23 protein-coding genes and 3 tRNA genes are annotated in these 24,114 nt (G+C 65.8%); 18 read left to right on the forward strand and 8 right to left on the reverse strand.

From position 1 onward, the window contains the following. Nucleotides 1–304: 304 nt before the first annotated feature. A complete protein-coding gene (gene ispD / locus AC1DXX_RS29030) occupies nt 305–1,018 on the forward strand; it encodes a 2-C-methyl-D-erythritol 4-phosphate cytidylyltransferase (RefSeq protein WP_478137671.1) in 714 nt (237 codons plus the stop codon). Further along, entirely contained in the window at nt 1,015–1,506 is a 492-nt protein-coding gene (ispF, locus tag AC1DXX_RS29035) for a 2-C-methyl-D-erythritol 2,4-cyclodiphosphate synthase (protein ID WP_478137672.1), read from the forward strand. The genes ispD and ispF overlap by 4 nt, the downstream gene beginning before the upstream one ends. Before the next feature lie 9 nt (nt 1,507–1,515). On the opposite strand, the gene AC1DXX_RS29040 is transcribed toward ispF, so the two are convergent. Then, nucleotides 1,516–2,931, reverse strand: a complete 1,416-nt coding sequence (locus AC1DXX_RS29040; protein ID WP_478137690.1) for a sensor histidine kinase — start codon at nt 2,929–2,931, stop codon at nt 1,516–1,518. 74 nt (nt 2,932–3,005) lie between these two features. Beyond that, a complete protein-coding gene (ompR, locus tag AC1DXX_RS29045; protein ID WP_007837017.1) occupies nt 3,006–3,737 on the reverse strand; it encodes an osmolarity response regulator transcription factor OmpR in 732 nt (243 codons plus the stop codon). Between the two features lie 172 nt (nt 3,738–3,909). Between ompR and AC1DXX_RS29050 the strand changes: the two genes are divergently transcribed. Further along, nucleotides 3,910–4,266: a hypothetical protein gene (locus AC1DXX_RS29050; protein ID WP_478137673.1), complete on the forward strand. Its 357-nt coding sequence runs from the start codon at nt 3,910–3,912 to the stop codon at nt 4,264–4,266. Nucleotides 4,267–4,315: 49 nt separating this feature from the next. Further along, nucleotides 4,316–5,020: an SIMPL domain-containing protein gene (locus tag AC1DXX_RS29055; protein ID WP_478137674.1), complete on the forward strand. Its 705-nt coding sequence runs from the start codon at nt 4,316–4,318 to the stop codon at nt 5,018–5,020. 53 nt (nt 5,021–5,073) lie between these two features. Here AC1DXX_RS29055 and AC1DXX_RS29060 read toward each other — a convergent pair whose 3' ends face one another. After that, nucleotides 5,074–5,844 carry a 3-hydroxybutyrate dehydrogenase gene (locus AC1DXX_RS29060; RefSeq protein ID WP_478137675.1) on the reverse strand — a complete coding sequence of 257 codons (771 nt, stop codon included), beginning with the start codon at nt 5,842–5,844 and terminating at the stop codon, nt 5,074–5,076. A gap of 26 nt (nt 5,845–5,870) precedes the next feature. Here AC1DXX_RS29060 and AC1DXX_RS29065 point away from each other — a divergent pair, with 26 nt between their 5' ends. The 6 genes from AC1DXX_RS29065 (at nt 5,871) to rimO (ending at nt 11,906) form a co-directional block, all read left to right on the forward strand. Further along, complete coding sequence (locus AC1DXX_RS29065; RefSeq protein ID WP_478137676.1) at nt 5,871–6,866, forward strand: alpha/beta fold hydrolase; 996 nt, start codon at nt 5,871–5,873, stop codon at nt 6,864–6,866. Between the two features lie 14 nt (nt 6,867–6,880). Further along, the gene (locus tag AC1DXX_RS29070; RefSeq protein ID WP_478137677.1) at nt 6,881–9,124 is read left to right on the forward strand and encodes a RelA/SpoT family protein; all 2,244 of its coding nucleotides are present in this window, start codon (nt 6,881–6,883) and stop codon (nt 9,122–9,124) included. Nucleotides 9,125–9,172: 48 nt separating this feature from the next. Continuing rightward, nucleotides 9,173–9,249 (forward strand) — tRNA-Val (locus AC1DXX_RS29075). Nucleotides 9,250–9,420: 171 nt separating this feature from the next. After that, the gene (locus tag AC1DXX_RS29080) at nt 9,421–9,789 is read left to right on the forward strand and encodes a hypothetical protein (RefSeq protein WP_478137678.1); all 369 of its coding nucleotides are present in this window, start codon (nt 9,421–9,423) and stop codon (nt 9,787–9,789) included. Between the two features lie 71 nt (nt 9,790–9,860). Next, a complete protein-coding gene (gene phaR / locus AC1DXX_RS29085) occupies nt 9,861–10,421 on the forward strand; it encodes a polyhydroxyalkanoate synthesis repressor PhaR (protein ID WP_478137691.1) in 561 nt (186 codons plus the stop codon). A 78-nt stretch (nt 10,422–10,499) separates the two neighbouring features. Further along, a complete protein-coding gene (gene rimO / locus AC1DXX_RS29090) occupies nt 10,500–11,906 on the forward strand; it encodes a 30S ribosomal protein S12 methylthiotransferase RimO (protein ID WP_478137679.1) in 1,407 nt (468 codons plus the stop codon). A gap of 78 nt (nt 11,907–11,984) precedes the next feature. Here the strand turns inward: rimO and AC1DXX_RS29095 are convergent. Together AC1DXX_RS29095 and AC1DXX_RS29100 are read right to left on the reverse strand one after the other, a co-directional pair. Beyond that, nucleotides 11,985–12,069, reverse strand: a tRNA-Leu gene (locus tag AC1DXX_RS29095). A gap of 209 nt (nt 12,070–12,278) precedes the next feature. After that, nucleotides 12,279–12,363: transfer RNA gene (locus AC1DXX_RS29100), tRNA-Leu, on the reverse strand. A gap of 81 nt (nt 12,364–12,444) precedes the next feature. On the opposite strand from AC1DXX_RS29100, the gene rnr reads away from it, so the two are divergent. Together rnr and AC1DXX_RS29110 are read left to right on the forward strand one after the other, a co-directional pair. After that, nucleotides 12,445–14,709 carry a ribonuclease R gene (rnr, locus tag AC1DXX_RS29105; RefSeq protein ID WP_478137680.1) on the forward strand — a complete coding sequence of 755 codons (2,265 nt, stop codon included), beginning with the start codon at nt 12,445–12,447 and terminating at the stop codon, nt 14,707–14,709. A gap of 51 nt (nt 14,710–14,760) precedes the next feature. Beyond that, nucleotides 14,761–15,528, forward strand: coding sequence for an SDR family oxidoreductase (locus tag AC1DXX_RS29110; RefSeq protein WP_478137681.1), 768 nt, complete (start codon nt 14,761–14,763; stop codon nt 15,526–15,528). Nucleotides 15,529–15,535: 7 nt separating this feature from the next. Here the strand turns inward: AC1DXX_RS29110 and AC1DXX_RS29115 are convergent, their stop codons facing one another. Next, nucleotides 15,536–16,996, reverse strand: coding sequence for an NAD(P)H-hydrate dehydratase (locus AC1DXX_RS29115; protein WP_478137682.1), 1,461 nt, complete (start codon nt 16,994–16,996; stop codon nt 15,536–15,538). A 30-nt stretch (nt 16,997–17,026) separates the two neighbouring features. Between AC1DXX_RS29115 and AC1DXX_RS29120 the strand changes: the two genes are divergently transcribed. Next, entirely contained in the window at nt 17,027–17,455 is a 429-nt protein-coding gene (locus AC1DXX_RS29120; RefSeq protein ID WP_478137683.1) for a hypothetical protein, read from the forward strand. On the opposite strand, the gene AC1DXX_RS29125 is transcribed toward AC1DXX_RS29120, so the two are convergent. Together AC1DXX_RS29125 and AC1DXX_RS29130 are read right to left on the reverse strand one after the other, a co-directional pair. Beyond that, nucleotides 17,445–18,698, reverse strand: a complete 1,254-nt coding sequence (locus AC1DXX_RS29125) for a D-amino acid dehydrogenase (RefSeq protein ID WP_478137684.1) — start codon at nt 18,696–18,698, stop codon at nt 17,445–17,447. The two genes, AC1DXX_RS29120 and AC1DXX_RS29125, sit on opposite strands and share 11 nt — an antisense overlap. A gap of 57 nt (nt 18,699–18,755) precedes the next feature. Further along, nucleotides 18,756–20,078 (reverse strand): amidase, encoded by a 1,323-nt coding sequence (locus tag AC1DXX_RS29130; RefSeq protein WP_478137685.1) that lies wholly within the window; start codon nt 20,076–20,078, stop codon nt 18,756–18,758. A 211-nt stretch (nt 20,079–20,289) separates the two neighbouring features. On the opposite strand from AC1DXX_RS29130, the gene rpsB reads away from it, so the two are divergent. From rpsB to uppS, 5 genes are all read left to right on the forward strand, one after another. Next, nucleotides 20,290–21,045: a 30S ribosomal protein S2 gene (gene rpsB / locus AC1DXX_RS29135; RefSeq protein ID WP_478137686.1), complete on the forward strand. Its 756-nt coding sequence runs from the start codon at nt 20,290–20,292 to the stop codon at nt 21,043–21,045. 81 nt (nt 21,046–21,126) lie between these two features. Continuing rightward, the gene (tsf, locus tag AC1DXX_RS29140; RefSeq protein WP_478137687.1) at nt 21,127–22,050 is read left to right on the forward strand and encodes a translation elongation factor Ts; all 924 of its coding nucleotides are present in this window, start codon (nt 21,127–21,129) and stop codon (nt 22,048–22,050) included. 95 nt (nt 22,051–22,145) lie between these two features. Further along, on the forward strand, nt 22,146–22,868 hold the full coding sequence (pyrH, locus tag AC1DXX_RS29145; protein WP_478137688.1) for a UMP kinase: 723 nt from the start codon (nt 22,146–22,148) through the stop codon (nt 22,866–22,868). Between the two features lie 11 nt (nt 22,869–22,879). After that, a complete protein-coding gene (frr, locus tag AC1DXX_RS29150; RefSeq protein WP_435464691.1) occupies nt 22,880–23,440 on the forward strand; it encodes a ribosome recycling factor in 561 nt (186 codons plus the stop codon). A gap of 8 nt (nt 23,441–23,448) precedes the next feature. After that, on the forward strand, nt 23,449–24,114 hold a 666-nt coding region (gene uppS, locus AC1DXX_RS29155), incomplete at its 3' end, for a polyprenyl diphosphate synthase (RefSeq protein WP_478137689.1).

Consider the following 24,114-nt stretch of genomic DNA (forward strand, 5'->3'; position numbering starts at 1 on the left):
CAGCAAGGCTTTGGCCTTGCAAGCGCGGGCAACGCCGCAGACGGCCCCTTTGCGAAGCAACCCGAAGGGAAGCTCGCCACAGTCCGCCCCTCGGCGTTGCGTTCCTTGTGCGTGCGGACGCACGCACGGCGTCACGCGCCTTGATGGGCGGGCTGTGGCGAGCTTCGCGACCCCTTGCATAGTGTGACCAGACCCTCATGAAAATGCACAACACCCCGCGCCGGCTGGCGAGGGGTGTGCGAAGGTCGATTCTAGAATGGCGGCCCCTTATCCGCTTGTCGGCCGTTGGCCTGTGCTGCACCTCATGTCTTCTTCCCGATTTTTCGTGCTGATTCCCTGTGCCGGCACCGGCCACCGCGCGGGCGGCGTGCAGCCCAAGCAGTACCAGCGGCTCGCGGGGCTGTCGATGGTGGCCCACACGGTGGAGGCTTTCCGCTCGCTGGCAAGCCGCTTTGCCGGGTTGGCGGTGGTGGTGTCGCCGGACGACCGTGAGGTGCAGATGGCGCTGCCACGCTTTCCGGCCAACGATGAACACCTGCTGCGCGTGGGCGGCGTGACGCGCGCGGCCACGGTGCGCAACGGTCTCGCGGCACTGCGCCAGAAGGGCGCGGGGGCGCACGACTGGGTGCTGGTGCACGACGCGGCGCGCTGCCTCATCACCTCGAGCCAGATCGAGGCGCTGATCGCGGCCTGCGAGCACGATGCCGTTGGCGGCCTGCTGGCGCTGCGGCTGGCCGACACGCTGAAGGTGTCCTCGACCGACAGCCGCGTCTCCCAGACTCTCTCGCGGGCCGACAAATGGCTGGCGCAGACGCCACAGATGTTCCGCATCGGCATGCTGCTCGACGCGTTGGAACGCGTGGGCGACGCGGTGACCGACGAGGCCAGCGCCATCGAGACCATCGGCCTTTCACCGCTGCTGGTGCCCGGCAGTGCGCAGAATTTCAAGGTGACCTTCCCCGAAGATTTCGCGTTGGCCGAGGCCGTGCTGCTCGGCCGCAAGAAAGGCATCGCATGACGGCCGTACCCTTCAACATCCGCGTCGGCGAAGGCTGGGACGTTCACCAGCTCGTGGCCGGGCGCAAGCTCATCCTGGGCGGTGTCGAGGTGCCGCACACCACCGGCCTGCTGGGGCATTCGGATGCCGACGTGCTGTTGCACGCGATCACCGATGCATTGCTCGGCGGTGCGGGGCTGGGCGACATCGGCCGGCACTTTCCCGACACCGACGCGCAGTTCCGCGGCGCCGACTCGGCCGTGCTGCTGGCCGAGGCGGCGCGCCGCGTGCGTGCGGCCGGCTGGGAGATCGGCAATGTCGACAGCACCGTGATCGCGCAGGCGCCGAAGCTCGCACCGCACATTCCGGCCATGTGCCAGCGCATTGCCGACACGCTGGGCATCGCGCTCGACCAGGTCAACGTGAAGGCCAAGACGGCCGAGAAGCTGGGCCCGGTGGGCGAAGGGCGCGCGATGGAAGCTCGCGCGGTGGTCCTGCTCCACCGTTGAGGCGCCGAATCAGCCGGGCTTCTTGCCGCCCGGTATCTCGCCGGGCCTGGGCACCGGCATGGCGCGCGGCATCCGGATATGGGCCGCGAGCCCGCGTCCTGGCGTGCTGGTGAGCGCAAAGGTGCCGCCCATGCGTTCGATGTTCTTCGCCACGATCGACAGGCCGAGGCCTGCGCCGGCTGCCGATGTGCGCGCCGCATCGCCGCGGAAGAAGGGCTTGGTGAGCTGCGAGAGCAGGGCGGGCTCGACGCCCGCGCCGTGGTCGCGCACCTTGATCAGCACCGCGTCGTTGTTCGCCTGCGCCTGGATCGTGACGTCCGCGACGCCGGTGGACGGCGTCTTGCCGTAGCGGCGGGCGTTTTCGACCAGGTTGGAGATCACGCGGGTGAGCTCGACCTCGTCGCCCAGAACCCGCAGGTCGAGGGGCACCTCGACCTTGATGTTCATCTCCTCGTAGTCCTGCACCGCGTAGGTGCAGGCATCGACCACGTCGCGCAGCAGCACGGGCCGCGGATCGACATGGTCGGGGCGGGCGTAGTCGAGGAACTTGTCGATGATCGCGTCGAGCTGGGCGATGTCGGCGGCCATGTGGTCGCGCGCATCCTCGTCGGCCACGCTCATCTCGGTTTCGAGGCGCAGCCGGGCGAGCGGCGTGCGCAGGTCATGCGAGATGCCGGCCAGCATGATGGCGCGGTCCTGCTCGATCTTGGCGAGCTGGTCCGCCATGCGATTGAAGCCGATGTTGACCGCCCGGATCTCGTTGGTGCGGGCGCGCTCGTCGAGCCGGTGCGCCTCGTACTCGCCTTCGCGCACCTGCATGGTCGCGCGCGACAGCTGCTTGAGCGGCAGGTTGATCAGCCGCGTGATCAGCGCCGCACCGGCCAGCGACAGCGCCATCGCGGTGCTGAGCCAGACCAGCCAGGTGCGCCCGCCCACGCGGCTGAAGCGCGTCGGGTCGAGCAGCAGCCAGTAGGTGTCGCTCTCGATGGTGAAGCCGATCCACAGACCCGCCTCGTCGTTCACGCGGCTGGCCACCGTAGTGCCTTCGCCGAGCTGGTCGATCAGCTCCTCGGTCACGCGCAGGTCGAGTGCGCCGCTGGTGTAGGGCTGGAAGCGGTCGTTGGGCTCGCGCGGCAGGATGCGCACGCCCTCCTGGTCGGCCAGCGTCTTGATCAGCGACACCCGCGTGATGGCGTCCGAATACACCAGCGCCGCGCGCGTGAGGTTCACGAGCGAGGCGATCTGGTGCGCGGTCTGGATGGCGCGCGGCTCGTATTCGAGCGAGCGGAAGGTCTGCAGCCAGGCGACCGTACAGCCGATCAGCAGCAGCGCGAGCAGGAAGAAGGTGCGCCAGAAAAGGCTGAAGCCGACCTTCAGGCCGGGGCGGCGGTCGCGCGTGCCGCTGCCCTCGAGAGGGCTCGGCATCGTGACCTGCGCGCCGTCCTCCTGCGCCGGGCCGGGTCTGGCGGATTGGCCGATGGCCACCTTTCAGCGGTGCGTCAGGCCGTGCCGTCCGGCACGAACACGTAGCCGACGCCCCAGACGGTCTGGATGTAGCGCGGCGCCGCGGCGTCGGACTCGACCAGCTTGCGCAGACGCGAGATCTGAACGTCCAGGCTGCGGTCGAAAGGCTCGAATTCGCGGCCGCGCGCCAGCTGGGCGAGCTTTTCGCGCGACAGCGGCTGGCGGGGATGGCGTACCAGCGCCTTCAGCATCGCGAACTCGCCAGTGGTCAGCGAGAGTTCCTCGCCGTCCTTCTTGAGCGTGCGCGAGCCGAGGTCGAACGCGAATGGGCCGAAGGTGACGGTCTCGTTCTCGGTCGAGGGGGCGCCGGGCGCCTCCAGCGGCGGACGGCGGCGCAGCACGGCATGCACGCGGGCCAGCAGTTCGCGGGGGTTGAAAGGTTTGCCAAGGTAGTCATCGGCGCCGACTTCGAGGCCGACGATGCGGTCGACGTCTTCGCCCTTGGCGGTCAGCATGATGATCGGCGTGCGGTCGTTGGCGGCGCGCAGGCGGCGGCAGACCGAGAGGCCGTCTTCGCCGGGCATCATCAGATCGAGCACGATCAGGTCGACCGTGTCGCGCAACAGGATGCGGTTGAGCGCCTTGCCGTCCTCGGCCACGATCACCTCGAAACCTTCCTGGGTCAGGTAGCGGCGAAGCAGATCACGGATGCGGGCGTCGTCGTCGACGATCACGATCTTGTCGGTGCGAGCGGGAACTTGAGTCATTTCTACAACGTTGAATTTGTAACAGCGCCGATTCTGAAGGCGTTAGCACCCCATCGAGCCAGATTTACTTATGGTTTGACACTAAGTTACAAAACTTGCGGACGCTCGCCGTCTGGTCATCCGGCGTTCGCTCAGAGGTGGCAAAGTTCCCCTGCCTTATGACAAATGCTCAATGAGACTCCCTTTTTCCGCACTGCCATTGCTTCTTGCCTGCGCCTGCGGCCCGACGTGGGCCGTCTCCGGCGACTTTTTCAGGGTCGGCGAGGTGCGCCGCAGTGAAGTGCGCGATGCGGTAGCGGCCCACCGGGCTGCCCAGCGCGAGGAGATTCGCCGCGAGGAGGCCGCCGCCGGGAGGCGGCTGACCGCCGCCGAGCTGTTCGAGTTGCGGCAGCAGGTCCGGGGCCAGTGGATGTCGCCGAGGGGAGGGCCCAGGGCGAATTCGGCAGAATCGCAGCCAGCCGAGCGAATCGCGCCGGCACCGATGCCCGCCGTCCGGTCGCTGACCGCGCCGCGCAGCCAGCGCCCCTGAGGGTTCTGGCGCGGGTGTTCCTCGCCATCAACCCAGGGAGTCTCTTGTCTTGAAAACCATCAAATTGCTCGCCGTTTGCGCCGTTTTGGCCGCCGCCGGCTCCGCACTGGCCCAAAACGTGGTTACCCCGATACCGCAAAACGTGCTCCAGCTCACGGCCTCCGGAACGGTCGAGGTCCAGCAGGACCTGCTGAGCATGACCCTCGTGACCACGCGCGACGCGGCCGATGCAGCTACCGTGCAGACCCAGCTCAAGGCCGCGCTCGACGCCGCCCTCGGCGAAGCCAAGAAGAACGCGCAGCCCGGCCAGCTCGATGTGCGCACCGGCAACTTCAGCCTGTCGCCGCGCTACACGAAGGACGGAAAGATCAACGGCTGGCAGGGCTCGACCGAGCTGGTGCTCGAGGGGCGTGACTTTCCGCGCATCACGCAGACGGCCGGCCGCATCACCACGCTCAGCGTGGGCAATGTCGGTTTCGGTCTGAGCCGCGAGCAGCGCGCCAAGACCGAGACGGAAGCGCAGAACATCGCGATCGACAACTTCAAGCAGAAGGCCAACGAGCTGGCCAAGGGCTTCGGCTTCGGCGGCTACACGCTGCGCGAGGTGTCGGTGAACGCGAACGACGGCGGCCCGATCCGTCCGCGCGTGATGGCGATGCAGGCCAAGTCGTTCTCGGCCGATTCGGCGGTGCCGGTCGAAGCCGGCAAGACCAGCGTGATCGTGAGCGTCTCGGGGTCGGTGCAACTCAAGTAAGACGCACCGGCGGGCGCCGTCGGGCCGCCCCAAGGCCAAGCCGGGAGGCCCGATTACTGCGCGGTCCAGCCGCCGTCCATTTGCCAGGCCACGCCGCGGACCTGGTCGGCGGCGGGCGAGCACAGGAAGACCGCGAGGCCGCCGAGCTGCTCGACCGTGGTGAACTGCAGCGAAGGCTGCTTCTCCCCCAGCAGATCGTTCTGCGCCTGCGTGGCCGAGATGCCTTCGCGTGCCCCGCGGTCGTCGATCTGCTTCTGCACCAGCTGCGTCAGCACCCAGCCCGGGCAGATTGCGTTGCTGGTGATGCCGGTGGTCGCGGTTTCGAGCGCGACCGACTTGGTGAAGCCGACGATGCCGTGCTTTGCCGCCACATAGGCCGACTTCTGCGCCGAGGCGACCAGGCCATGGGCCGATGCGACGTTGATGACGCGGCCCCAGTTGGCCTCGCGCATCGCGGGAATCGCCAGGCGCGTCGTATGAAATGCGCTGGTGAGGTTGATTGCGATGATGGCGTCCCAACGTTCGACCGGAAAGTCCTCGACCTTGGCGACATGCTGGATGCCGGCGTTGTTCACGAGGATGTCGACACGGCCGAACTTCGACGCGGCGAACTTCATCATGTCCTCGATCTGGTCGGGCTCGCCCATGTCGGCGCCGTGGTACTCCGCGCGAACGCCGAGCGCTTCGATCTGGGCCTTGGGGGTTTCGGCATCGCCGAAACCGTTGAGCACGATGTGTGCGCCTTGCTGCGCGAGCGCCTTGGCAATGGCGAAGCCAATGCCGCTGGTGGACCCCGTGACAAGCGCGGTTTTGCCTTTGAGCATGAAGATCAATCTCCGGATGAATTAGGATGCAACGAGACCATTATCCGCACCAGGACGACTCCGTTTTCATGACAGAACCGACGCTTCATTACGTGGCGTGCGATGACGCCCAGGGCGGCCATCGCATGGCCTATTGGCAATGGGGCGACGCGCGCAGTGCGCATGTCGTGGTCTGCGTGCACGGACTGACCCGGCAAGGGCGCGACTTCGATGTACTGGCTCAGGCCATCGTGGCGCGTGCGGGCGGCAATGTGCGCGTGATCTGTCCCGATGTCGCGGGGCGCGGGCGCAGCGACTGGCTGCGCGATCCTGCTTTTTACCAAGTGCCCGTCTATGCGGCCGACATGGTGGCGCTGATGGCACAGCTGCACCGCGAGCAGGCCATCGACACCTTCGACTACCTGGGCACCAGCATGGGCGGGCTGATCGGCGTCGTGCTGGCAGGCCACAAGGACCTGCCGCTGGCGCGACCGATACACCGCTTCATCGCGAACGATGTCGGCCCGACCATCGAACCCGTTGCCTTGCAGCGCATCGCGGCCTACGTGGGGCAGGGCGGCCGCTATGGCAGCGTGCAGGAGGCGGCCGATGCGATGTGGGCGCTGTCGACCACCTTCGGCCCGCACACGCCGGATCAGTGGCTGGCGCTTTCGCAGCACATGGTGGTGCCCGAATCGCAGCGCACGGCCAACGGTGCCGCCAAGGTCGAAGTCGGTGACGACAACAGTGCCGGTCCGTGGAGGCTTCACTACGACCCGGCCATTGCCGTGGCGTTGCGTGCCATCACGCCCGAAGGGGCGGCGCAGGGCGGGGCGATCATGTGGAGCCTGTACGACGCCATCACCGCGCGCACGCTGGTGACACGCGGGGCCGAGTCGGACCTGCTGTCGCACGAGACGGCCGTGGCCATGACGCAGCGCGGCCCCAAGGCGGCGCTGGTCGAGTTCAAGGGTGTGGGCCATGCGCCGACCTTCATCGATCCCGCGCAGGTCGCGGTCGTCACTTCCTTCCTGTTCGATTGAGTGAGTGAAGAAGCGTGAAGCGCGAGTCCTCGAGCCTCCAGACGGCACCCCTGTCCGACACCGCTGTGGTCGATTACCCGTTGTCCRCCGCAACGGCCGACCGCACCCCGGTGATCGAGAACATGCTCGCTCGCGCCCGCGCGTTTGCCGAGCCGCTGATCGCCGATGAAAAACTCGACACGGGCGAGAACACGCTGGCGCATGCCGATGCAGTGGCCGCCATCGTCGCGAAGATGGGCGGCTCCGAGGCCATGCAGGCGGCGAGCTATCTCGTCTATTCGTGCCAGCACCTGAATCGCCCGCAGGAGGTGATCGCCAAGGTGTTCGGCGACAACTTCGCTGCGCTCGCGGTCGAAACCACCAAGCTGGTCCGCGTGCAGGAACAGGCACGCTCGGCTTCGCAGGGTCACCACCTGGCGGAAGGTGCCGGTGCGCAGACCGAGAACGTGCGCAAGATGCTGCTCGCGTTCTCGCGCGACCTGCGCGTCGTGATGCTGCGGCTTGCTTCTCGTCTTCAGACCTTGCGCCATGCGGCCGCCAGCAAGCAGCCCGCGCCCGAGAGCGTGGCGCGCGAGTCGCTGCAGGTGTTTGCGCCGCTCGCCAACCGCTTGGGCATCTGGCAGGTGAAGTGGGAGATCGAGGATCTTTCGTTCCGCTTCCTCGAGCCTGAAACCTACAAGCTGATTGCACGTCTGCTCGACGAGAAGCGCATCGAGCGCGAAGGCCATATCGAGCAATTGCGCTCGCAGCTCGAACATGAACTGCAGGCAGAAGGCGTGCATGCCGCTGTGCAGGGGCGGCCCAAGAACATCTACAGCATCGTCAAGAAGATGCGCGGCAAGTCGCTCGACTTCGCGCAGGTGTTCGACATCCTCGCGCTGCGCGTGGTGGTGGCCGATGTCAAGGATTGCTATGCCGCGCTGGCCTGGGTGCACTCCCACTTCCAGCCGATCGACGAGGAGTTCGACGACTACATCGCCCGGCCCAAGCCGAACGGGTACCAGTCGCTGCACACCGTGGTGCGCGAGCTGGTGGATGGCAAGCCGGGCAAGCCCATCGAGATCCAGATCCGCACCGAGGAAATGCACGACCACGCCGAGCACGGCGTGGCCGCGCACTGGGCCTACAAGGAAGCGGGGCACAAGGGCTACGCAGGCGTCTGGGCGAGCGGCGAGTACGACGCGAAGATCGCCGTGCTGCGGCAGCTGCTGGCATGGGAGCGCGATCTTTCGGGCGGCCTCCAGGGCCAGGGCCTGTTCGACGACCGCATCTATGTGCTGACGCCGGATGCGGCCATCGTCGAATTGCCGCAAGGGGCGACGCCGGTCGACTTCGCCTACACCGTGCACACCACGCTCGGCCATCGTTGCCGCGGTGCACGCGTCGATGGGGCGATGGTGCCGCTCAATACGCCGCTGTCGAACGGGCAGACGGTCGAGATCATCGCGGCCAAGGAAGGCGGTCCGTCGCGCGACTGGCTCAATGCAGAGCTCGGCTACCTGGCCAGCCACCGTGCGCGCGCGAAGGTGCGCGCATGGTTCAACGCGCAGATCACGCACGAGACCGTGGCGCGCGGGCGCGAGGCGGTCGAGAAGCTGCTGCAGCGCGAAGGCAAGACCGCCGTGCGGCTCGAGGACCTGGCTTCGCAACTCGGCTTCAAATCGGCCGATCACTTGTTCGAAGTGGTCGGCAAGGACGAGTTCTCGCTGCGCAACATCGAGACATTGCTGCGTCCGCCGGAGCCGGCGCCGAGCCCCGACGATGGCGTGCAGATCAAGAAGGCGCGCGGCAGCGAGAAGTCCGGCAAGGGCGGCGTGCTGGTGGTGGGCGTGTCTTCATTGATGACGCAGCTCGCCAAGTGCTGCAAGCCTGCACCGCCCGATGCCATCAGGGGCTTCGTGACGCGGGGCCATGGTGTCAGCGTTCACCGCACCGATTGCAGCAACTTCCGCACGATGGCCGCACGCGATGGCGAGCGCGTGATCGATGTCGAATGGGGAACCACGAAGAAGGGCGGCGAGGCGCCGGTCTATGCGGTCGATGTCGCTGTCGAAGCGGCCGACCGCCAGGGTCTGCTGCGCGACATCTCCGACGTGTTCGCACGCGAGAAGATGAATGTGATCGGCGTGCAGACGCAGTCGGTCAAGGGCACGGCGTGGATGACCTTCACTGTGGAAATCGCCGATGCGGCGCGGCTGACGCAGGTGCTTGGCATCGTCACGGCAGTTGCCGGTGTGCGATCTGCACGTCGTCGCTGAAAAACGCGTTTTCTCCTGCTACAATAGCTGCTTCTCGGACACATCCTTAGGCGCGTAGCTCAGCTGGTTAGAGCACCACCTTGACATGGTGGGGGTCGTTGGTTCGAGTCCAATCGCGCCTACCAATTTCTGTTTCAACTTCCGGCCAACCACCGGGTCTGTTGAACAGAGCTTTCACCGGGTTCCCCGGTGTCTTAATCGTCCCTTGTGGTGATGCAGACAAAGACCATGGCCATGTTGTTGTGCTACCTTGGCCGTTCTGCAAACGCATTCCCAATTTCTTGATAAGCGATCCGATGAATACGCGATCAACGCTGGTTGATCRGGCTCATGCCGACATGCGCGTTGCCGCATTGTTGCGGCAGGCTCCCGTCGAGTTTGCGCGCGCGGTCTATGGCATCAACGACCAGGCAAGTGGCCGTACCGACACCATGGCCGCACGTGAGGTGGCGCGCGCCCAGCGCCAGGGTGTGCCGGTGACCGAGGAGCGCGCCGAGCAGCGCGCACGCGCCTACCTGCCGACCGTGGGGCAGGAGCACTGTCCGCGCTGCTGGGTGGTCTACGGGCACAAGAGTCCGCTGCGCTTTCGCGAGGCCACCGAAGAACGCCCCGAGACGGCCGCCTGCCATGCATGCGGCGCCGAGTACGCGACATCGCAGGACTGAAGGCGCAGCACGCGGTCAGGGTAAACCTTGTCGCGATGCAGCAAAACCGCTCCCTAGAATCATCCGATGACATGGGCGTCCATGTGAAGGAGTCCGCAGTGCAGAGCAAGAAGTCCGGGGTCAAACCGGTACAGCGTGTAATCAAGAAGTACCCCAACCGAAGGCTCTACGACACCGAGACATCCACGTACATCACGCTCACCGAGGTGAAGCAGCTGGTCATCCAGAATGCCCAGTTCGTGGTGCGCGATGCGAAGACCGGCGACGACCTCAYGCGCAGCATCCTGCTGCAGATCATTCTTGAAGAAGAAGCGGGCGGCGCACCGATGTTCACCGAGCAGGTGCTGGCCAACATCATCCGTTTCTATGGCCAGGCGATGCAGGGCTACATGGGGCCGTACCTCGAGAAGAACATCCAGGCCATGACCGAGGTCCAGGCTCAGTTGACTGAAAAAGCCGAGGGTCTGACCCCCGAAATGTGGTCGCGCTTCATGACCATGCAGTCGCCGATGCTCCAGGGTTTGATGGGCAACTACGTCGAGCAATCGAAGAATGTCTTCCTGCAAATGCAGGAGCAGATGCAGAAAAACACCGAACAGGTATTGGGGGCCTTTGGCATCAAGCGCCCCTGAGCACCGCCCGGCCGCCCGAAGGCGACGGTTTCCCAATGATTGCCCGGCTGTCACCGATAGCTGGGACAATAGAGGTATATGAGCGAAGTTGCCTCCCCCGAACGTACGGCCACGCCGGCCGCCCCCAAGGTCGGCTTTGTGAGCCTGGGCTGCCCCAAGGCCCTGACCGATTCCGAACTGATCCTGACCCAGCTGAGCGCCGAGGGTTACCAGACCGCCAAGACTTTCGAAGGCGCCGACCTGGTGATCGTCAACACCTGCGGCTTCATCGACGATGCGGTGAAGGAAAGCCTGGACACCATCGGCGAAGCGCTGGCCGAGAACGGCCGCGTGATCGTCACCGGCTGCCTGGGCGCCAAGACCGGCGACCAGGGCGGCAATCTGGTGCGCCAGATGCACCCCAGCGTGCTGGCCGTCACTGGCCCGCATGCCACGCAGGAGGTGATGGACGCGGTGCACGCCAACCTGCCCAAGCCGCACGATCCGTTCGTCGACCTGGTGCCCAACACCTTTGGCATCGCCGGCCTCAAGCTGACGCCGCGCCACTATGCGTACCTGAAGATCAGCGAAGGCTGCAACCACCGCTGCACCTTCTGCATCATTCCCTCGATGCGCGGTGACCTCGTGTCCCGGCCGGTGGGTGACGTGCTCGGCGAGGCCAAGGCCCTGTTCGAGGGCGGCGTGAAAGAACTGCTGGTGATCAGCCAGGACACCTCGGCCTACGGTGTGGATGTCAAATACCGCACCGGTTTCTGGGACGGCAAGCCGGTCAAGACCCGCATGCTCGAACTGGTGCGCACGCTCGGCGAAATTGCAGAGCCCTATGGCGCCTGGGTTCGCTTGCACTACGTGTACCCGTACCCGAGCGTCGACGAAATCATTCCGCTGATGGCGAGTGGCCAGGTGCTGCCGTACCTCGACGTGCCGCTGCAACACAGCCACCCCGATGTGCTGAAGCGCATGAAGCGCCCGGCCAGCGGCGAAAAGAATCTGGAGCGGTTGGCGCGTTGGCGCGAGGTGTGCCCGGAGCTCGTGATTCGCAGCACCTTCATCGCCGGTTTCCCGGGTGAGACGGAGCAGGAGTTCGAGCACCTGCTCGACTTCATCCGCGAAGCCGAGATCGACCGCGCCGGTTGCTTTGCCTACAGCCCGGTCGCAGGTGCCACCGCCAACGGCATCCCGGGCATGCTGCCCGAGCCTGAGCGCGAAGCGCGCCGAGCCCGATTCATGGAAGTGGCCGAGGCCGTATCGATCGCCAAGCTGCAAAAACGCGTCGGCTCGACGATGCAGGTGCTGGTGGATTCGGCGCCGGGCATGGGCCGCAAGGGCGGGGTGGGGCGCACGTATGCCGATGCGCCGGAGATCGACGGTACCGTGCGGCTGCTGCCGCCCGAGAAGATCAGCAAGACGCTGAAGGTTGGCGAATTCACCCGTGCGCGCATTGTGGGCGCCGAGGGGCATGACCTGATCGCGCTGCCTGTTTGATGATTCGAACAGGCAAGAAAAAAGCCACCGGAGGCCGGTGGCTTCAATCGAAAGACCTGGTAAGGGTCTGTTTGAACTTGGTGCCCAGAAGAGGACTCGAACCTCCACGATGTTACTCGCTAGTACCTGAAACTAGTGCGTCTACCAATTCCGCCATCTGGGCCTCATACCTGCCGGAGCAGTTATGCGGTGCTTTTCAGGAAAGCCTACGAGTATACCAAATCGGAGATTGCGATTCCGCGGCGCGGAAGCAATCGGTTGGTGGTGGCGAGTGGTGCGTGGGCCGTTCGATGCCGATTCGAACAGGCAAGAAAAAAGCCACCGGAGGCCGGTGGCTTGAATCGAAAGACCCGGTAAGGGTCTGTTTAAACTTGGTGCCCAGAAGAGGACTCGAACCTCCACGATGTTACTCGCTAGTACCTGAAACTAGTGCGTCTACCAATTCCGCCATCTGGGCCCACATACCTGCAAAAGCAAGTACGTTTTGAATTTCAGGAAAGAAGGAGATCATATCAAAAATAATGTCACTTCCAGCGGCTTGCTGGATGAATTCGAAGGCACCGTTCAAGGACATCGCGACGGGCACGGCTTCGTGCAGCGCGATGACGGCGAGGCGGATATCTATCTGCCACCGAACGAGATGCGTGCAGTGCTGCACAAGGACCGCGTCAAGGCGCGTGTCGTGCGGCAGGACCGGCGCGGCCGTCCCGAAGGGCGCGTGGTTGAAATCATCGAACGCCCCGAGCAGCCGATCATCGGCCGCCTGTTGCATGAAGGCGGCATCTGGCTCGTCGCCCCCGAGGACAAGCGCTACGGCCAGGACGTCCTGATTCCCAAGGGGGCGACCGGTCCCGCCAAGGTGGGACAGGTGGTCGTGGTGCAGCTCACCGAACCGCCGGCCTTGTTCGGCCAACCCGTGGGCCGTGTGAAAGAAGTGCTGGGCGAGATCGACGACCCCGGCATGGAGATCGAGATCGCCGTGCGCAAGTACGGCGTGCCGCATGAGTTTTCCGCAGAATGCCTGGCCGAGGCCAAGGCGCTGCCGGAGAAGGTTCGCCCCGCCGACAAGAAGGGCCGCGTCGACCTGACCGACATCCCGCTCGTCACCATCGACGGCGAGGACGCCCGTGACTTCGACGACGCCGTTTACTGCGAGCCCGCGAAGGTGGGCCGGGGCAAGGGCTGGCGCCTGTTGGTCGCGATTGCCGACGTCAGCGCCTATGTGCAGACCGGCTCGGCGATCGACATCGACGCCTACGACCGCGCCACCAGCGTGTATTTCCCGCGCCGCGTCATCCCGATGCTGCCCGAGAAGCTCTCGAACGGCCTCTGCTCGCTGAACCCGGAGGTCGAGCGCCTCTGCATGGTCTGCGACATGCTCGTGGCCGCCGATGGCGAGATCTACGCCTACCAGTTCTACCAGGCCGTGATGTTCAGCCACGCGCGCTTCACGTACACCGAAGTGGCCGCGATCCTCGGCAACACGCGCGGCCCGGAGGCTGCGAAACGCAAGGACCGCGTCAAGGATCTGCTCAACCTCGCCGACGTCTACAAGGCCCTGCTCAAGCAGCGCGGCAAGCGCGGTGCGGTCGACTTCGAAACCACCGAGACGCAGATCATCTGCGACGATGCCGGCCGCATCGAGAAGATCGTGCCGCGCACGCGCAACGAGGCGCACCGCCTGATTGAAGAAGCGATGCTCGCGGCCAACGTCTGCAGCGCCGACTTCATCGCCGAAGGCAAGCACCCGGGCCTGTTCCGCGTGCACGAAGGCCCGACGCCCGAGAAGAAGGAAATCCTGCGCGGCTACCTGAAGGCGATGGGGGTCGGCCTGAGCATCACCGACGACCCGAGGCCCGGCGAGTTCCAGGCGATTGCCGAAGCGACCAAGGAGCGCCCCGACGCGCAGCAGATCCACACCATGCTGCTGCGCTCGATGCAGCAGGCGATCTACACGCCGATCAACAGTGGCCACTTCGGCCTGGMCTACGAGGCGTACACGCATTTCACCAGCCCGATCCGGCGCTATCCGGACCTGCTGGTGCACCGCGTGATCAAGGCGATCCTCGGCAAGACGCGCTACCAGCTGCCGATGCTGCCGACGCCGGGCGAGGCGCATGCGAAGCTGGCCAAGCGGCTCGCTTCGCGCGTCAAAGCGCCGACGAACAAGCCACAGAAAGCGACCGTCGCGCCCAGCAAGGAAGTGCTGGCCTGGGAAGCCGCGGGCCTGCATTGCAGCGCCAACGAGCGTCGCGCCGACGAAGCCAGCCGCGACGTCGAGGCCTGGCTCAAGTGCAAGTACATGCGCGAGCATCTGGGCGAGGAATACGGCGGCGTGGTCACGGCGGCCACCACCTTCGGCATCTTCGTCACGCTCGACGCGATGTATGTCGAGGGCCTGGTCCACATCACCGAACTCGGCGGCGAGTACTTCAAGTTCGACGAGATGCGCCAGGAGCTGCGCGGCGAGCGCACCGGCATCCGCTATGCCATCGGCACGCGCGTGCGGGTGCAGGTGAGCCGCGTCGACCTCGACGGCCGCAAGATCGACTTCCGCCTCGTGCGCGAAGGCGAAGACCTGACGGCGCGGGCCATGAAGGACAAGGGCGCATCCGGCGGCGTGCCGGTCAAGGCATCGGCCAAGCGCAGCTCGCGCYACAAGGCCGAGGCGGTCAGCGAGCAGAGATCGGACCGCGGCGCGGTCGCGGTTGCCGCCGGGCCGCAGTCGGCCATGCAGGCCTTCAAGTCGGCGGTCAAGAAGGCCGCCAACAAGATGAAAGGGCGCAAGCCCCGCCGCGGATGACAAGCATCACCCCTATACGACAGAAAACCAGCCGAGAAGGAGACATTGAGCATGAGCGTTGAAAGCAACAACAAGGGCCGCATCGCGATCGTCACGGGCGCGGGTTCCGGCATCGGCCGGGCCGCCGCGCTGGCGCTGCTGGGCGACGGCTGGAGCGTGGCCCTTGCGGGGCGCCGCCTCGAGCCGCTGGAGCAGGTGGCCGAAGAATCGGGTGCCGGTGCGCGCGCCTTCGCGGTGCCCACCGATGTGTCCAACGCCGAGTCGGTGCAGGCGCTGTTCGCCGCCACCGTGGAGCGCTTCGGCCGTGTCGACCTGCTGTTCAACAACGCCGGCGTGGGCAACCCGCCGGGCCCGTTCGAGGACTGGACGCCCGAGCAGTGGAAGGGTGTGGTCGACATCAACCTGAGCGGCATGTTCTTCTGCATCCAGCAGGCATTCCGCACGATGAAGGCGCAGACGCCGATGGGCGGCCGCATCATCAACAATGGCTCCATCTCGGCCACCGCGCCGCGGCCGAACTCCGCGGCCTACACCGCGACCAAGCACGCGGTGGAGGGCCTGACCAAGACGGCATCGCTCGATGGCCGCAAGTACGACATCGCCGTGGGGCAGGTGGACGTGGGCAATGCCATGACCGAGCTGGCCGCGCGCATGGCCAAGGGCGTGCCGCAGGCCAACGGCGAACTCGCGATCGAGCCGCTGATCGACGTCAAGATCGTGGGCCAGTCGGTGCTCTACATGGCGAACCTGCCGTTGGAAGCCAACGTGCTGTTCCACACGATCATGGCGACGAAGATGCCCTTCGTCGGACGCGGCTAGAACCTCGTCAAAAAGGCGCCTGGCGCGCCAGCGTGCCGGCCGTGAGCGGGGCTGCGTCGGCCGGCCATGTGTCGGCAATGTGGCCGTGGCGCCAGACGGCTTCGCGTGCCGCTTCGAGGGCCGGTTGTTGCGCGGCCAGTGCGGCGCCGATCATGCCGGCCAGCACGTCGCCGGTGCCTGCGGTCGCGAGCCTGGCATTGCCGGTCAGATTGAGCACCGGTGGTGCGCCGCTGTCGTCGACGATCACCGTGCCGGAGCCCTTGAGCACGGCGACGACGCCGAAGCGCGATGCGAGCTGGCGGGCCGCCGCCAGCCTGTCTGCCTGAATGTCGCCTGCCGTGCAGCCCAGCAGGCGTGCGGCTTCGAGCGGATGCGGCGTGATCACGGTTGGCCTTCCGCGTCGCGCGCGCGATGCCAGTTGCGTTTGCAGCGCGCTGTCGGCGGCGATGGCGTTGAGTGCGTCGGCATCGAGCACCAGTGCAGCCGCCGTCGCCAGCACGCGTGGCAGAGCCGTGCGGACGTCGGTGCCGCCGCCGCAGCCGCAGACCGCCGCCATGCCCGAGAGATCGAGCGCGTTGGCACTGCGCAGCATCAGTTCGGGTTGTGCGGTGTCGACCGGGGCGGCGCTCGGATCGAGGAGTCCGACGAACACGCGGCCTGCGCCCGCGTGCAGCGCGGCCGATCCGGCCAGCAATGCGGCGCCGGCCATGCCCGGCGCGCCGCCGATCACCGCGACATCGCCGTAGCTGCCCTTGTGCGATGCATGGAGGCGCGGCCGAACTCCGGGCTCGCCCGCCAGGCGCGCGTTCGGTGACTCGTCGGTGCCGCCGCAGCCCAGATCGTCGAACCAGACCGTGCCCGCCGCATCGCGGCCCTGTGCAGTGAACAGGCCGGGCTTCAGGGTCAGGAAAGTCAGGCAGAAGCGGGGCGTGTCGGCGCGGGCTCCGATGCTGTCGGGCAGTACGCCCGTATCCGCGTTCAGCCCGGACGGAACGTCGATGCCGAGCACTGGCTGCGCCGATGCGTGCATCTCCTGCAGCCATTCGGCCATGACGCCTTCGGGGGGGCGGCTCGCCCCGATGCCGAGCAGTGCGTCGATGGCCAGTTCGTACGCAACAGGGGGCTTCGGCGCGAAGATCACGCCGGCATCGCGAGCGCGCTGCAACGATGCCTTGGCATCCGTCGGCAGTCGATTTTCATCACCCACGAAAGTGACGATCGGCATGCGGCCCCGATGCTGCAATTGCGCAGCGGCCTCGAAGCCGTCGCCCCCGTTGTTGCCCGGCCCGCAGGCGATCCAGATCGTGCGCGCATGCGGTGCGAGCGCCATCGCCAGCCGTGCCACGGCAAGGCCAGCGCGCTGCATCAGTGCGTGAGCGGGCAGTGTGGCTGCAGCGGCCTGTTCGATGCGGCGCGTCGCCGCGATGTCGAACAGGTCGGCGACGGTGGCGGGCGTGATGCGTTTCATCGGGCCATTTTGCCGCCCTATGATCGATGAATGATGCTCAAGAGCCTTGGCTGGCTGCTGGTCTTCCTGTTCGGGGGATTCGTTTTCTTCGTGATCGCAGCGATGGCGTGGGAGAGCGGGGTGGTGTGGGGCCTGGGGTTGCTGGGCGTCGTGTGGAGCGTCCTCCTGCTGGCCGACCTGATGCGATGGAGACCGTTGCGCGATGTGGCCTGGGTCGCGGGTGTCGGCTATGGTTTTGGCGTGATTCGCTGGCTCGACGTGCCGGTGGATGCCCTTCCCCTCGTGCTCCGCTTGCTGGTGGCTGGTGTTTATGCCCTGTGCCTGGCGTTCTTCACGCTGATCGCGCCCGGCCTGCTGGGATGGGTTGCCCAGAGACTCAGGCCGCCGGCGGAACGCGATCTGCCGGCCGAGCAGCCGCCAAGCCCTGAAATGCTTCGGCGGTGGGATCCTAGGGATTGAGCCGTTCGACGCCCAGGCCTTCGAGGTCCACGCCCGGGTCGCGTCCGCCGATCAGGTCGCCCAGCACGCGTGCGCTGCCGCACGACAACGCCCAGCCACTTGAGCCATGGCCGAGGTTGAGCCACACGCCCGGAATGCCGCTGGCGCCCAGCACCGGCGGGCCGTCGGGCAGCATCGGCCGCGCCCCCTTCCATTGCTGAACGCCGGATTGCAGCGTGGCAGCGCCCGGAAACCAATCGTGCAACACTTTGTAGAGCGTCTGGATCGCGGCCGGATTCATCGTGTCCAGCGAGCCGCCGATCTCGGCGCTGCCGGCCACGCGCACACGCTGGCCGAGGCGGGAGATGGCGACCTTGTAGCGCTCGTCCATCACCGCGCTGCGCGGCGCATTGAGCGGCTCGCGCACTGGTGCGCTGACCGAGTGGCCGTAGACCGGTGCGAGCGGAATGCGCAGGCCCAGAGGCCGCAGCAGCGCGGCAGAGGCCAGGCCGGCGCACACGATCACGGCGTCGAAGCGCAACGCTTCCGAGCCGCTGGCGAGCGACAGCGAGGTCGGCGCGGCGCGGCTCAGCGGCGCGATGTCGCAGTTGAAGTGAAACTGCGCACCGAGCGCCTCGGCCTCCCACTTGAGCAGCAACGCGAACTGGCGGCAATTGGCGACCTCGTCTTCCGGCAGATGGATGGCGCCCGCGAGAGGCGTGTCGGCGCTGAGCGCGGGTTCGATCCGCCGTGCCTCGTCGGCATCGACTTCGCGAAAGACGCTGCCGGCTGTGCGCAGCACCTCGAGTCCGGGCTGGATCAGCTTTTTTTCGCGCTTGGAGCGCAGCAGCACCAGGTAGCCGTCGCTGCGCTCGTAGCTGAGTTCGCGTGCTTCGGTCACCTCGTGCAGCCGGGTGCGGCTGTAGAACGCCAGCCGCTGCATGCGGGCACGGTTGGCGAGATAGGTTTCGAGCTTGCAGGCCTTCTGCCAGCGCGACATCCAGCCGAGGTCGCGCGAACTCAGCGGCCAGCGCAGCTTGATGGCGCCGTGCGAGGAGAGCAGCGAGCGCAGCACCTTGAGCCGCATGCCCGGTGCAGCCCACGGCGTGACATAGCCCGGCGCCACAACGCCGGCGTTGGCGAAACTTGCTTCTTCCGCGGCGGCACCACGGCGTTCGAACACGGTCACTTCATGGCCGTCGGAGACCAGTTCCCAAGCGGTGGTGACGCCGATGATGCCGGCGCCCACGATCGCGATTTTCATTGATTTTTCTGAGGTAAATGAGGCAGCTGGCGCCTGTAGGGAGGGCGCAGACAGCTATTATTTTTGCAGCGCTCGCTCCGCCTGCAGGGCGATGGCGAGCACGGCGTCATCATGCAGTGCGGCGTGCCACAGCATCAGGCCGACGGGCAATTCGCCGACGACGTGGCAGGGCAACGAGATGGCGCAGCCGTCGAGCATGTTGACGATCGACGGGTTGCGCAGCAGCAGCGCATTGACGCGGAAGAATTCATCGTCGCGCTCGGCGCCCGGCGCCACGCTGGCAATGGACGGCGCGGTGATCGGTACGGTTGGCGAGAGCACGGCATCGAAGGGCGCAAGCGCCGTCTCGATGCGGGCGATCCAGTCGCGGCGGGCATTGACGAGATCGATGTACTCGTGCGCCTTCATGCCGGCGCCGCGCAGGATGCGCTGCGCCACGCGCGGGTCGTAGCCGGCGCCGCTGCGCTCCAGCAGCAGGCGGTGCCAGGCATAGGATTCGGCCGCCGAGAAGCCGCCGGTGGCGTTGATGGACTGCAGGTCGGCCAGTTCGGGCAGCTCGAGCTCTTCGATGCGGGCACCCGCGGCGCGAAGCGTCTTCAGCGTGCGTTCGAAGGCGCTGGCCACGGCAGGTTCGATGCCGTCGAAGAACACGTTCTTCACGACGGCCAGCCTGTAGGCCGCGAGCGGTGCGGCGCCGGCCGTCACGCGCCGCGCCGAGAGGATTTCGTGTGCGGTGATTGCATCGCGCACGGAGCGCGTCATGGCGCAGACGGTGTCGAGTGAGGCCGAGAGCGGCAGCGCCCCGTCGGTCGGCACGAGGCGGGCCGTGCTCTTGAAGCCGACGATGCCGTTCAGTGCGGCCGGGATGCGGATCGAGCCACCCGTATCGGAGCCCAGGCCGATGAAGGCAGCGCCGCTGGCGACCGAGATCGCGGCGCCCGAGGACGAGCCGCCCGGGATCCGGGGCGTGACCGTGTCGCTCGCATTGGCTGGCGTCCCATGGTGCGGATTGACGCCCACACCCGAGAAAGCGAACTCGGTCATGTTGGTGCGCCCCGTGAGCACGCCGCCGGCTGCACGAAGCCGCGCCACCGCGACGGCGTCGGCCTTGGCTGCGGGCGCATGGGACAGCACCAAGGAACCAGCGGGTGTCGGCTGGCCTGCGATGTCGAACAAGTCCTTGGCGGTGAAGGCGAGGCCGGCAAGCCGGCTTTCCGCGGCCGCGTCGGCGGCGCCCTGCCGGGCCTCGTCGAACATCGTGCGGGTGAAAACGTGGGCGCAGGCCGGGGATTGGGAAATTTCGATGGCGTGCTCCATTTCGGTGCGCGCATCGGAGCCACCTGCCTGGAGGTCGAGACGGGTGGCGTGAAGGTCGTTCATGGGGTGCTGCAGGTGCCGCGGGCGGCTCGGTTCAAGGGGAAGGAGGGCAGCGGCCGTGCTATACTCTTTGGGTTTCGCTGGTCGAGCGACGGCTCCCGTTGCATCCAGCCAAACACATCCGCAAACCGGCCCAATCAAGGTGTTGTGATCCCATTCGAAAAGGGGCGCAAAACGGGCTGGATTTTAGACCCAACCTTTGGAGTAATTTCTAATGTCGACCACCATGCGCGAAATGCTGGAAGCCGGTGTCCATTTCGGTCACCAAACCCGCTTCTGGAACCCCAAGATGGCTCCGTTCATCTTTGGCCATCGCAACAAGATTCACATCATCAACCTGGAAAAGTCGCTCCCGATGTTCCAGGACGCGATGAAGTACGCCAAGCAGCTCACGGCCAACCGCGGCACGATCCTGATGGTCGGCACGAAGCGCCAGGCCCGTGAAATCGTGGCTGCTGAAGCCCGCCGCGCCGGCGTGCCTTTCGTCGACACCCGCTGGCTCGGCGGCATGCTGACCAACTTCAAGACCGTCAAGACCTCGATCAAGCGTCTGAAGGACATGAAGGCCCAGCAGGAAGCCGGCCTCGACAGCCTGAGCAAGAAAGAGCAGCTCACGTTCACGCGTGAGATCGAGAAGCTCGAGAAGGACATCGGCGGCATCCAGGACATGACCGCGCTGCCCGATGCCATCTTCGTGATCGACGTGGGCTTCCACAAGATCGCGGTGGCCGAAGCCAAGAAGCTCGGCATCCCGCTGATCGGTGTGGTGGACTCCAACCACTCGCCCGAAGGCATCGACTACGTGATTCCCGGCAACGACGACTCGTCGAAGGCCGTCACGCTGTACGCACGCGGCATCGCCGACGCGATCATCGAGGGCCGCAACAGCGCCACCGGTGACGTGGTCAAGGCCATCGCCGAAGGCAACAGCGACGAATTCGTCGAAGTCGAAGAAAGCGCTTCGGCCTGATTGGCGCGCTCGCGAGCCTGAAGAAGGGGCTTTGGTGCCCCTTTTTTTTAACCTGATTTTTGGATTTACGGAGATACAACAATGGCTGCAATCACCGCAAGCATGGTCGGCGAACTGCGCGCAAAGACCGACGCGCCGATGATGGAGTGCAAGAAGGCCCTGACCGAGGCCGAAGGCAACATGGAAAAGGCCGAAGAGCTGCTGCGCATCAAGCTCGGCAACAAGGCTGGCAAGGCGTCGGGCCGCATCACCGCCGAAGGCGTGGTCACGGCTTATGTCGACGGCGCTGCCGGCGGCATGATCGAAATCAACTGCGAAACCGACTTCGTCACCAAGAACGACAGCTTCCTGGCCCTGGCCAACGCCGCGGCAATGCTGGTCGCCAAGAACAACCCCGCAGACATCGCTGCGCTGGGCGCGCTGCCCTACGAGCAGGACGGCTTCGGTCCCACGCTCGAAGACGTGCGCAAGGGCCTGATCGGCAAGATCGGCGAGAACATGAGCTTCCGCCGCTTCAAGCACTTCACGGGCAACGGCAAGCTGGCTTCGTACCTGCACGGCACGCGCATCGGCGTGATGGTCGAGTTCGAGGGTGACGACACCCCGGCCAAGGACGTCGCGATGCACATCGCCGCCATGAAGCCGGTCGCCATCTCGGCCGCCGACGTGCCCGCCGACCTGATCGAAAAAGAGCGCGCTGTTGCCGCCGGCAAGGCCGAGGAAGACCGCAAGACGGCCGAAGCCGAAGGCAAGAAGCCGCAGCCGGCCGACATCGTTGCCAAGCGCATCGAAGGCGGCGTGCAGAAGTACCTCAAGGAAGTCTCGCTGCACAACCAGCCGTTCGTGAAGAACGACAAGCAGACCGTCGAGCAGATGCTCAAGGCCGCCAACACCACAATCAAGGGCTTCACCCTGTACGTGGTCGGCGAAGGCATTGAGAAGAAAGTTGACGACTTCGCTGCCGAAGTTGCCGCACAAGTCGCAGCGGCGAAGGCTGCTGCTTAAGCCTTTGCGGCTCCAGCGACGGTACGCCCACGCGTGCCGTCGTTTTTTCATCGCTACGTTTTACACTCGTTCCAGCCAACTCAAGGAAATTGCCCATGTCTGATGCCCGCCCAGCCCACAAGCGAATCTTGTTGAAGCTGTCGGGAGAGGCGTTAATGGGCGACGACGCTTTCGGCATCAACCGCGCGACCATCGTGCGCATGGTCCAGGAAGTGGCCGAGGTCGTGAACATGGGCGTCCAGGTAGCGGTCGTGATCGGCGGCGGCAACATCTTCCGCGGCGTCGCGGGCGGATCGGTCGGCATGGACCGCGCCACCGCCGACTACATGGGCATGCTGGCCACCGTCATGAATTCGCTGGCGCTTGCCGACGCGATGGACAAGCAGGGCCTGGTGGCCCGCGTGATGTCCGCCATCGCGATCGAGCAGGTGGTCGAGCCCTATGTGCGTCCCAAGGCCTTGCAGTACCTCGAAGAGGGCAAGGTCGTGGTGTTCGCAGCCGGTACCGGCAATCCGTTCTTCACCACCGACACGGCCGCCGCGCTGCGCGGCGCCGAGATCGGCGCGGAGCTGGTGCTCAAGGCGACGAAGGTGGACGGCGTCTATTCCGCCGACCCCAAGACCAACCCCGATGCAACACGCTACGTCTCGCTGAGTTTCGACGAGGCGATCGCGAAAAATCTCGGCATCATGGACGCCACGGCCTTTGCGCTGTGCCGCGACCAGAAGCTGCCGATCAAGGTGTTCTCGATCCTCAAGAACGGCGCGCTGAAACGTGTCGTGATGGGCGAGGACGAGGGCACGCTGGTGCATGCCTAGGAGTATTTGAGATGACCATTGCAGACATCCGCAATGCGACCGACGCGAAGATGAATCAGTCGCTCGCCGCATTCCAGAACAACCTCACCAAGATCCGTACCGGCCGTGCCAACTCGGCGCTGCTCGACTCGGTCCACGTCGAGTACTACGGCTCGCAAGTACCGCTGAGCCAGGTGGCGAACGTGTCGGTGCTCGACTCGCGCACCATCAGCGTCCAACCCTGGGAAAAGGGCATGGGCGCCAAGATCGAGAAGGCGATCCGCGAAAGCGACCTGGGCCTGAACCCCGCGTCGATGGGCGACCTGATCCGCGTGCCGCTGCCCGCCATGAGCGAAGAGCGCCGCAAGGAAATGACCAAGCTGGTTCGCAACGAAGGCGAAACCGCCAAGATCGCCACGCGCAACCTGCGCCGTGATGCGAACGAATCGGTCAAGAAGCTGGTGAAGGACAAGCTGGCGTCCGAGGACGACCAGAAGCGTGCCGAAGCCGAAATCCAGAAGGTCACCGACCGCCATATCGCGGAAATCGACCGCCTGGTCGCGGCCAAGGAAGCGGAGATCATGGCCGTTTGAGGCTTGTCATGGCCTCTTCGTTGCCGCGCATTCCCCACCACGTTGCCATCGTCATGGACGGCAACGGCCGCTGGGCGACGCGGCGATTCCTGCCTCGCGTGGCGGGGCACAAGCAGGGGGTCGAATCGCTGAGACGCTGCGTCAAGGCCTGCGCCGACCGCGGCGTGGGCGTTCTCACCGTGTTCGCGTTCTCTTCGGAGAACTGGAACCGCCCCGTCGAAGAAGTTTCCGGACTCATGGAGCTGATGGTGGGCGCGCTGGCGCGCGAGGTGCCGCGCCTGAGCAGTGACGGTGTGCGGCTGCATTTCGTCGGCGAACGTGCTGGCCTGTCCGCCAAGATGGTGGCCGGCCTGGTCGGGGCCGAGGAAACCACGGCGCACAACACGAAACTCGTGCTCAATGTCTGCTTCAACTATGGCGGGCGCTGGGACATTGCCCAGGCTGCGGCCAAGCTCGCCGAGCAGGGCCAGCCATTGACCGAGCTCAATCTCGATCGCGCGATGGCGCTGGCCCATGTGCCCGATCCCGACCTGTTCATCCGCACGGGCGGCGAGCAGCGGTTGTCGAATTTCCTGCTCTGGCAAAGCGCCTACGCCGAGCTGTTCTTCAGCGACAAGCTCTGGCCCGAATTCGACGAGGCCGCGCTGGACGAGGCCATCGCCGCATTCCAGAGC

It is taken from the genome of Variovorax sp. P4_B10, assembly GCF_056402375.1.